The organism is Micromonospora globispora, from assembly GCF_003857015.1.
Classification (GTDB): Bacteria; Actinomycetota; Actinomycetes; order Mycobacteriales; family Micromonosporaceae; genus Micromonospora; species Micromonospora globispora.
On sequence record NZ_QGGF01000380.1, the window covers coordinates 1 to 9,221 of the forward strand.

The 9,221-nt window shown below is 72.2% G+C and carries 6 protein-coding genes and 3 pseudogenes; 6 read left to right on the forward strand and 3 right to left on the reverse strand.

Going from position 1 to position 9,221, the window contains the following annotated elements; translation table 11 throughout:
- Positions 1 to 180 precede the first annotated feature (180 nt).
- Positions 181 to 750, reverse strand: a pseudogene (locus tag DKL51_RS19580) (NADH-quinone oxidoreductase subunit C); the annotation flags it as partial.
- Positions 751 to 855: 105 nt separating this feature from the next.
- Between DKL51_RS19580 and DKL51_RS19585 the strand changes: the two are divergent.
- Complete coding sequence (locus tag DKL51_RS19585; RefSeq protein WP_109945396.1) at positions 856 to 1,902, forward strand: glucose 1-dehydrogenase; 1,047 nt, start codon at positions 856 to 858, stop codon at positions 1,900 to 1,902.
- Positions 1,903 to 1,914: 12 nt separating this feature from the next.
- Here DKL51_RS19585 and DKL51_RS19590 read toward each other — a convergent pair whose 3' ends face one another.
- Both DKL51_RS19590 and DKL51_RS19595 read right to left on the reverse strand, forming a co-directional pair.
- Complete coding sequence (locus tag DKL51_RS19590; protein WP_109945395.1) at positions 1,915 to 3,231, reverse strand: DUF2252 domain-containing protein; 1,317 nt, start codon at positions 3,229 to 3,231, stop codon at positions 1,915 to 1,917.
- A 36-nt stretch (positions 3,232 to 3,267) separates the two neighbouring features.
- Positions 3,268 to 3,843, reverse strand: coding sequence for an NADH-quinone oxidoreductase subunit B (locus DKL51_RS19595; protein ID WP_109945394.1), 576 nt, complete (start codon positions 3,841 to 3,843; stop codon positions 3,268 to 3,270).
- Between the two features lie 150 nt (positions 3,844 to 3,993).
- Between DKL51_RS19595 and DKL51_RS19600 the strand changes: the two are divergent.
- The 5 genes and pseudogenes from DKL51_RS19600 to DKL51_RS19620 form a co-directional block, all read left to right on the forward strand.
- Positions 3,994 to 4,526 (forward strand): annotated as a pseudogene (locus DKL51_RS19600) (RNA polymerase sigma factor).
- Positions 4,519 to 5,292: a hypothetical protein gene (locus tag DKL51_RS19605; RefSeq protein ID WP_109945393.1), complete on the forward strand. Its 774-nt coding sequence runs from the start codon at positions 4,519 to 4,521 to the stop codon at positions 5,290 to 5,292. Before DKL51_RS19600 ends, DKL51_RS19605 begins: the two are co-directional and overlap by 8 nt.
- Positions 5,293 to 5,665: 373 nt before the next feature.
- Positions 5,666 to 7,705: a TIGR03960 family B12-binding radical SAM protein gene (locus DKL51_RS19610; protein WP_124812352.1), complete on the forward strand. Its 2,040-nt coding sequence runs from the start codon at positions 5,666 to 5,668 to the stop codon at positions 7,703 to 7,705.
- A 169-nt stretch (positions 7,706 to 7,874) separates the two neighbouring features.
- Positions 7,875 to 8,594 (forward strand): TIGR03936 family radical SAM-associated protein, encoded by a 720-nt coding sequence (locus DKL51_RS19615; RefSeq protein WP_109947973.1) that lies wholly within the window; start codon positions 7,875 to 7,877, stop codon positions 8,592 to 8,594.
- 134 nt (positions 8,595 to 8,728) lie between these two features.
- Positions 8,729 to 9,221, forward strand: a pseudogene (locus DKL51_RS19620) (ribonuclease E/G); the annotation flags it as partial.

Genomic DNA, 9,221 nt, shown 5'->3' on the forward strand with positions numbered 1-9,221 from the left:
GCGCGGGACGACGGCTTCGACTTCTTCGACTGGCTGTCGGCGGTCGACGAGTTGGCCGAGGGGTTCGACGTGGTCGTCCACCTCTGGTCGACCATCGGGCGGCACGGGCTGGTGCTGCGCACCCGGGTGGCGAAGCCCTGGCCGGGGGCGAAGGAGCCGGGCGAGTCGGAGACCGGCGGGCGTCGGGGTGGTCCCCCACTCCCCCGGCGCCGGTACGCCTGGCGGGCGGATCGGCCGGCGGCCCCCGCCGGCCTCCGACTCGCCCGGCTCCTTCGCCCCCGGCCAGGGCTTCGCCACCCGGGAGGCGAGCACAAACTCCTTGCGCAGCGGGTGCCCCTCGAACTCCGGCGGCAGCAGCAGCGGCTTCAGCTCGCCGTGCCCGTCGAAGCCGATGCCGAACATCTCGTACGTCTCGCGCTCGTGCCAGGCCGCGCCCGGGTAGAGGTTGACCACCGACGCGACCGAGGGCGCCTCCCGGGGGACCCGGGTGCGCAGCAGCAGCCCGTGCCGCCCGATGGTCGACCAGAGGTGGACGACCACGTCGAACCCCTCGGCCAACTCGTCGACCGCCGACAGCCAGTCGAAGAAGTCGAAGCCGTCGTCCCGCGCCGCGCGCACCGCGTCCCGCCAGCTCGCCGGGGGTACGTCGACGGTGGCCCGCGCGTACCCCTGACCGCCGGACACCGACGCGGTGACCTCGACGGGCGCGAGCAGCGCGGCCAGCCGGTGGCCGACCTCTTCCGGAGTCATGCCGCTGATCCTATGGCCGGTGGGGGACGGCCGCGTCGGCCCGCCCGACCACCCTCTCCCCGCTTTTGCCGGCAGCGGGCGGGCTGACGGGGAAAGATAAGAGCCGTGCGTGCTGTGACTGTCACACCTGGTACCCCGAACTCGCTGCGCTGCGTCCCGAACTGGCCGGAGCCCGCCCCGGAGGAGGGCGCGATCCTGGCCGAGGCGCTCGCCGTGGGAGTCTGCGGCACCGACCACGAGATCATCGCCGGGCACTTCGGCGAGCCGCCGCCGGGCACCGACACGCTGGTGCTCGGGCACGAGGCGCTGGGGCGGGTGCTCGAGGACCCCACCGGCACCCTGCGGAAGGGCGACCTGGTGGCGGGAATCGTCCGGCACCCGGACCCGGTGCCCTGCCCCAACTGCGCGGTCGGCGAGTGGGACATGTGCCGCAACGGGCAGTACACCGAGCACGGCATCAAGGCGCTGCCCGGGTTCGCCCGGGATCGGTGGCGGGTGCACCCGGCGTTCGCGGTCCGGCTGGACCCGGCCCTGACCACGGTCGGCATGCTGCTCGAACCGATCAGCGTGGTGGCCAAGGCGTGGGACCACATCGAGCGGATCGGCAAGCGCGCCGAGTGGAAGCCGCAGAGTGTGCTGGTCACCGGGGCCGGACCGATCGGCCTGCTGGCCGCGCTGCTGGGGAGCCAGCGTGGGCTGGCGGTGCACGTGCTCGACCTGGCCACTACCGGCCCCAAGCCGGACCTGGTCCGCGCGCTCGGCGCCACCTACCACGCCAAGCCGGTGGCGGAACTCGACTTCGAGCCGGACGTGGTGATCGAGTGCACTGGCGTGCCGAGGGTCGTCCTCGACGCGATGTGCAAGGCCGCGCCGAACGGCATCGTCTGCCTCGCCGGGGTGTCGAGCGGCGGCCGGACCATCGACTTCGACGCCGGGGCGCTCAACCGGGCCCTGGTGCTCGAGAACAACGTGGTCTTCGGCTCGGTCAACGCCAATCGCCGGCACTGGGACCAGGCCGCCGAGGCGTTGGCCCGGGCCGACCAGGGCTGGCTGAACTCGCTGATCACCCGGCGGCTGCCGGTGGAGCGGTACACCGAGGCCTACACCGCCGGCGAGGACGACATCAAGGTGATCATCGACTTCACCGCCTGAGGCCGCGCCGGCTCAGATGCCGGGCAGCCTGCCGTTGCGGAACAGGTCCACGAAGAGCTGGTGGTCGTGGCGGGCCTGAATCCCGTACGCGTGGGCGAAGTCGACCAGGTGGCCGACGAAGCCCTCGGCGTCGGCGTCGACCGCCGCCACGATCGCCTCCTCGGTGGAGTAGTCGACCAGATCGTGGCTGGACTCGTCGTCGGCCACCGAGTGCATCCGGGCCACTGCCCGGCCCAGGTCGGTGAGCACCCCGGTCAGCTCCTCCGGCTCGTTGACGTCGGCCCAGTCCAGGTCGGCCGCGTACGGGGAGACCTCGGCGACGAGCTGGCCGGCCCCGTCCAGCTCGGTGAAGCCCACCCAAGGGTCGGCGTACGCCTGGAGGGCCCGCTGCGACTCGGCGGTCCGGTGCCCCTGGTGCCGGAAGTAGCCGCGGACCCGCTCGTCGTCGATGTGCCGGGCCACGGCCGGCACCTGGGCCTGCTTCATGTAGATGACGACGTCGTTCTCCAGCGCCTGGGTGTGCCCCTCCAGCAGCAGGTTGTACGACGGCAGCCCGGCGGAGCCGATCCCCACGCCCTTGCGCAACACCACGTCCTTGATGCGCGCCTCCACCGGGCGGTGCCTGGCGGTGGCCTCCGGCAGGGTGCCGAGGTACGCCTGGAAGGCGGCGCAGACCTTGTCCCGGGTGTCCTGGTCGATCTCGAAGACGCCGTCGCCGAGGGAGAACCGGCGCTCGTAGTTGTCGATGGTGGTCTGCGTGGCGAGCAGGTCGACCCGGGTGTTGAGCCGGGCCTGCTGGAGCACCCGGCGCAGCACCCCGTCGGCGTTCTCCAGGGTGATCGAGCCGATCGCGTCGTCCCCGCCGGCGGCGATGGCCCGCAGCTCGGTCAGGTACGACCGGGCGAACGCCCCGACCAGGTCGCCTATCACCCGGTCGGAGAGCGCCTTGGCGTACCCGAGCAGCGCCACGCTCGCCGCGAAGCGCCTCAAATCCCAGGAGAACGGGCCGACGTACGCCTCGTCGAAGTCGTTGACGTTGAAGACCAGTTGCCCGGAGGCGTTCATGTACGTGCCGAAGTTCTCGGCGTGCAGGTCACCGTGGATCCACACCCGGCTGGTCCGCTCGTCGAGGAACCGGTCGTCGGCGAAGTCGCCGCGCTGGTCGGCGTAGAACAGCGACGCGCTGCCCCGGTAGAAGGCGAACGGGGAGGCGGCCATCTTGCGGAACTTGCGGCGGAAGGCCGCCGGGTCGAGCGCCATCGACGCGCCGAACTCCTCGGTCAGCACGTCGACGATGAAGGCGGAGCGCTTCTCCGCGGACTGGGTCATGGTCCGCAGGCTAGACGCCGATCGCCACCCGCGGCCTCAGCCTGCCGGTGGGCGGACCGGTGGGGCGGTCAGCGACTCGACCGGACGCGGCGCGGTCTCCGCCGGGCCGGCGTCCACCGGCGAAGCGAGCCGGTCGGGGCGGGGAACCCCGCCGATCCCGGCCTGCTCGGCGGCGATCTTCTCTTGGAGGCGGAGGATGCCGTGCAGCAGCGCCTCCGGCCGGGGCGGGCAGCCGGGCACGTAGACGTCGACCGGGATGATCTGGTCGACCCCCTTGGTCACCGAGTACGAGTCCCAGTACGGGCCGCCGCAGTTGGAGCAGGCGCCGAAGGAGATGACGTACTTGGGCTCGGGCATCTGGTCGTAGAGCCGCTTGATCGCCGGGGCCATCTTGTCGGTGACCGTGCCGGAGACCACCATCAGGTCGGCCTGCCGGGGCCCGTGGGCGAACGGGATCACGCCGAGCCGGATGAAGTCGTGCCGGCCCATGCTGGTGGCGATGAACTCGATGGCGCAACAGGCCAGCCCGAAGTTGAACACCCACAGCGAGTAGCGACGCCCCCAGTTCAGCACGAACCGGATCGGCTCGCCGAGCACGGCCGGTAACTGCACCTCGGGCCTCCCTTGCGTCTCCCCCGGTCCGACAGTCAATCACAGGATTTCGCACCGCCCCCTGCAACCGGCAGGCTGAGCGGAGCGTGTGACGAAGAGTTGCGGGGTCGCGGCGGGGGGAGGAGACACGTGACGGTGAGCATCGACGAGCTGCTCGGCGAGCCTCCGCCCGACATCGCGGAGCCCGAACAGTCCGAGCAGCACGAGGTCGTCGACTTCGACGAGCTGTACCACGTTTCCGCGCGCTGACCGTCCAGCTCGCCGCGTACTGCGGGGACCTGTCGATGGCCCAGGACCTGACCCAGGAGGCGTTCTGCCGTGCCTTCACCCGCTGGTCGACCGTTTCGCGGTACGACGACCCGGTCGCCTGGATCCGCCGCGTGGCGTGGAACCTCGCCACCAGCCGATGGCGGCGGCTGCGTACCGCCCAGTCCTTCCTTCGCCGGCAACGTGAGGAACACGTCCCCGGCCCCAACCCCGACCGGGTGGCGTTGCAGGCCGCGCTGTCCCGGCTGCCGGCCCATCACCGCCGCGCGGTCGTCCTGCACTACCTGGCCGATCTGCCCATCGCGGAGATCGCCGCACAGGAGCAGGTGGCCGAGGGAACGGTGAAGTCCTGGCTCCACCGGGCCCGCGCCGCGCTGGCGACGCACCTGAGCACGAACGAGGTGACCGATGACTGACCAGGAGAACGACCCGCTGCGCGGCGAGTTCGCGGCGTACCGAGAGATTCTGCTGGGGGAGGTGCACCCCGCCGGTCCGGTCGCCGTCCGCCGGGCGGTCCGCCGTCGTCGACGCACCGCGACGACGGCCACGGCCGTCGGGGTGCTGGGGGTGACCCTTCCGCTGGCCGCCTGGGCCGGGGTGGGCCGCCACCCGGCGCCCGTGGCCGTCCCGACCGCAGCCGCAGCCGTGACGACCTCGCCGAGCACGCCCGCGGCGCCCACACCGGGGACACGGATCACCCGCGAGGACCTGCTGGCCGCCACCGTCGACCTGCCGCCCTGGCCGGCGGGGGCACCGTGCGCGTCGGGCCCGACCCGGTTGATCGACCCGCAGGGCCGACCCGGTGACGCGATCCTGTCGATCTTCGGCGGGGGTTACGGGGACGTCGACGACGACGACGTTCCCGAGCCGGTGATGCTCGTCCGCTGCCTGGTCAGCGAGGGCATGTACCCGGAACAGGTGCTGGCCTTCGACCGAAACGCCGACGGGCGGATCGTCGTCCTCGGGCAGGTCTTCCACTCCGACGCCGGCAAGCCGGAGTATCTGTGCTCGCTGAACGTCCGCCCGGACGGACTGGTCCGGATCGAGGTGACCGACGTGGTGCCGAGCGGTGCCGAGCTGCCCGGGCGGGCGCACCGGCAGTGGCGCGCCTACCGCTGGGACGGCGAGGCGTTCCACCAGACCGACGGGCCGACCAGCTTCGGCGGGGCAGCACCGTCGTGACCGGCTCCCTGCCGGGCCCGAGCGCGCCACTCCGGCCGCCGGTCACGCGGCGGGTCACCGGTCCCGCGGACGTGGTCAATTTTTTCGCGCATCCGGGCGCAACCGAAAAGGGTCGCCGCGCGTGTTCCCCCTGCCGGGCGGCCGCGCCCGGCGGACGGGGCGTAATCGGGGGCTGACGGCGGCCGCTCGGTCGGTTGACCGGCTGGCGGTCGGCGTCAGCAGGCCTGCCGGGAACGGCGGGCCAGTCCCGTCCACCGGCGGGCGGCGCGGTGCCGCGGCCCGGTCGGCAGTCAGCCGGCCCGGCCGCGGCGGGCCTGTTCCATGCTGCGGTGCGGCGCGGTGGTCGGCGGGTGGGCGCGTACCCTTGGGCATCATGAGTGCCCCGTCCACGACGCCGCGCCCCGTCGCGGCCAATTCTGGCGACGGCTCCAGCTCGGCGCGTCTGTCGCCACGCCGGGACCTGGCGCCGTCGGTCTGGCCCCAGCTGGAGCCGCTGCTGCCCCAGGTGACCAAGCCCATCCAGTACGTCGGTGGCGAGCTGGGTGCGGTGGTCAAGGACTGGGACGCCGCGGCCGTCCGGTGGGCGCTGATGTACCCCGACGCGTACGAGGTCGGCCTGCCGAACCAGGGCGTGCAGATCCTCTACGAGGTGCTCAACGAGCTGCCCGACGTGCTCGCCGAGCGGACGTACGCGGTCTGGCCGGACCTGGAGAAGCTGATGCGCGCCCACGGCGTGCCGCAGTTCACCGTCGACGCGCACCGCTCGGTGCGCGACTTCGACGTGTTCGGCGTCTCCTTCTCCACCGAGCTGGGCTACACCAACCTGCTCACCGCCATCGACCTGGCCGGCATCCCGCTGCTCGCCGCCGACCGCACCGACGCGGACCCGGTGATCGTGGCCGGCGGGCACGCCGCGTTCAACCCGGAGCCGATCGCCGACTTCATCGACGCCGCCGTGCTCGGCGACGGCGAGGAGGCGGTCCTGGAGATCACCACGATCGTCCGGGAGTGGAAGGCTGAGGGCTCCCCGGGTGGCCGGGACGAGCTGCTGCTGCGGCTGGCCCGCACCGAGAGCGTCTACGTCCCGCGCTTCTACGACGTGGACTACCTGCCCGACGGCCGGATCCAGCGGGTCGTGCCGAACCGCCCGGACGTGCCGTTCCGGGTGCACAAGCGCACGACGATGGACCTGGACGCCTGGCCGTACCCGAAGAAGCCCCTGGTCCCGCTCGCCGAGACGGTTCACGAGCGGTACGCGGTGGAGATTTTCCGGGGCTGCACCCGCGGCTGCCGGTTCTGCCAGGCCGGCATGATCACCCGCCCGGTCCGGGAGCGCTCGATCACCACCGTGGGGCAGATGGTGCAGCAGGGGCTGGAGTTCTCCGGCTTCCACGAGGTGGGCCTGCTGTCGCTGTCGTCGGCCGACCACTCCGAGATCGGCGACATGTGCTCCGGTCTTGCCCAGCAGTACGAGGGCACGAACGTCTCGCTCTCGCTGCCGTCCACCCGGGTGGACGCGTTCAACATCGACCTGGCCCAGGAGTTGTCCCGCAACGGACGGCGTACCGGTCTGACCTTCGCCCCCGAGGGCGGGTCGGAGCGGATCCGCAAGGTGATCAACAAGATGGTGTCGGAAGAGGACCTCATCCGCACCGTGGTCACCGCGTACACCAACGGCTGGCGGCAGGTGAAGCTCTACTTCATGTGCGGTCTGCCCACCGAGACCGACGAGGACGTGCTGCAGATCGCCCGGATGGCCCACGAGGTCATCAAGGCCGGGCGGGCGGCGACTGGTTCGAAGGACATCCGTTGCACCGTCTCCATCGGCGGCTTCGTGCCGAAGCCGCACACCCCGTTCCAGTGGGCGGCGATGGAGCGGCCGGAGGTCATCGACAACCGGCTCAGGATGCTCAAGCAGGAAATCAACTCGGACCGCTCGCTCGGCCGGGCGATCGGTTTCCGGTACCACGACGGCGAGCCGTCGCTGATCGAGGGCCTGCTCAGCCGCGGTGACCGCCGGGTCGGCGCGGTGATCCGCAAGGTCTGGGAGAACGGCGGCCGGTTCGACGGCTGGAGCGAGCACTTCTCGTACCAGCGCTGGGTGGACGCCGCCGCCGAGGTGCTGCCGGCCTTCGGCGTGGACCTCGACTGGTACACCACCCGGGAGCGCGACGAGCTGGAGGTCCTGCCCTGGGACCACCTCGACTCGGGCCTGGACAAGGACTGGCTCTGGCAGGACTGGCAGGACTCGCTGTCGGAGTACGAGCAGGACGATTGCCGGTGGACCCCGTGCTTCGACTGCGGCGTCTGCCCCTCGATGGACACCGACATCCAGATCGGCCCCACCGGCCGGAAGCTGCTCCCCTTGACCCCGGTCAACGGCCTGAAGCTGCCCACCGGCGCCCAGCAGTGACGGCAGGGTGGCGGGCGGCGTACCGCCCGCCACCCGTCCGGGTGATCATGTAGCTGTCGTCACCGACGACACCGCCTGGTCAACCCCGTCCCGATTCCCGAGGAGCCCGACGATCAGTAAGAAACCACAGCCGGAAGGCGGGCAGGCGCCCGTCGTCCAGCGCGTCCGGATCCGGTACGCCAAGCGCGGCCCGCTGCGGTTCACCTCGCACCGGGACTTCGCCCGGGCCTTCGAGCGCGCGCTGCGCCGGGCCGGCGTGCCGATCGCCTACTCCCAGGGCTTCACCCCGCACCCCAAGATCTCCTACGCCAGCGCGGCGCCCACCGGCGTGGCCAGCGAGGCCGAGTACCTGGAGATCGGGCTCCGCGAGCTGGTCGACCCCGGCGAGCTGCGGGCCGTCCTGGACGCCGCACTGTCGCCCGGACTCGACGTGCTCGACGCGGTGGTGGCCGACGGCGGCAGCCTCGCCGACCGGATCGAGGCGTCGCACTGGCGGATCGAGCTGCCCGGCGTGGAGCCGGCCGTGCTCGAGAAGGCCGTGGCCGCCTTCACCGCCGCCGAGGAGATCCAGGTCGAGCGGATGACCAAGCAGGGGCGACGGAATTTCGACGCCCGGGCAGCCGTTATCCAGATCGATGTGGTGACGCCGTCGGAGACGCCTTCCGGGGCGGCGGCCCTACCGTGTGCGATACTCGAACTGGTCGTGCGGCAGGTCACCCCGTCCGTACGACCCGATGACGTCCTTTCCGGCCTCCGCGTGGTGGCCGACCTGGAGCCGCCGGTCGCCCCGAAGGTGATCCGGCTGGCGCAGGGCACGCTGACCGCGCAGGGCGCGATCGTGGATCCGTTGGATGCGGACCGCGACGGGGCAGCCATCGGTGGGCACTGACCGAAAGGTCGGTGTCCCAGGCAGGCAGACTTCGGCGGTCGCGCACCTCGCGCGCCCGGCGGAAACACCTTTTGCGGCGACCCTGCGTGGCAGCGCTCACCCGCGCCCGGGGCAGCCAGAACTGGAGAACGTCCATGCTCGAGAACGAGCCCGAGGGCGGCGAACGGACCGGCTCACAGCCGGCCGGCGAAACCGCCGACACCAGCACCGAGAGCACCACCGCGGCCAAGCCGGTCCGCAAGCGGACGAGTCGCCGGCGGGTGGCGCCGCTCAACCAGCCGGAGCAGACCGACGTGCCGGTCGAGGCGTCCACAAACGCCGGCTCGACCAGCGGCGAGGCGCCTCAGGCGGAGGTGCTCGCCCCGATCGCCGGTGAGCAGGAGCCCAGCCCGAAGACGCCCCGCCGTCGCCGCAAGGCGACCACCGCGAAGGCGGTCGAGGAGCCGGTCACCGCCGCCGGCGTGGAGGGGGCCTCCGAGGAGGTGGTCCCGCCGGTCAAGGTGACCCGTACCCGCCGCCGGAAGACCGCCCCGCCGGCCGCCGAGCCGGCGCCCGAGACGCCCGCCGCCGAGCCGACGGCCGAGCCGCACGCGGTCGCCGAGCCGCAGCCGGACACCGAGCCGACCC

Bases quoted from the DNA above. Each gene is read 5' to 3' on its own strand.
- DKL51_RS19610 (WP_124812352.1), top strand. From the start codon at position 5,666: ATGAGTGCCCCGTCCACGACGCCGCGCCCCGTCGCGGCCAATTCTGGC.
- DKL51_RS19590 (WP_109945395.1), bottom strand. From the start codon at position 3,231: ATGACCCAGTCCGCGGAGAAGCGCTCCGCCTTCATCGTCGACGTGCTG.
- DKL51_RS19605 (WP_109945393.1), top strand. From the start codon at position 4,519: ATGACTGACCAGGAGAACGACCCGCTGCGCGGCGAGTTCGCGGCGTAC.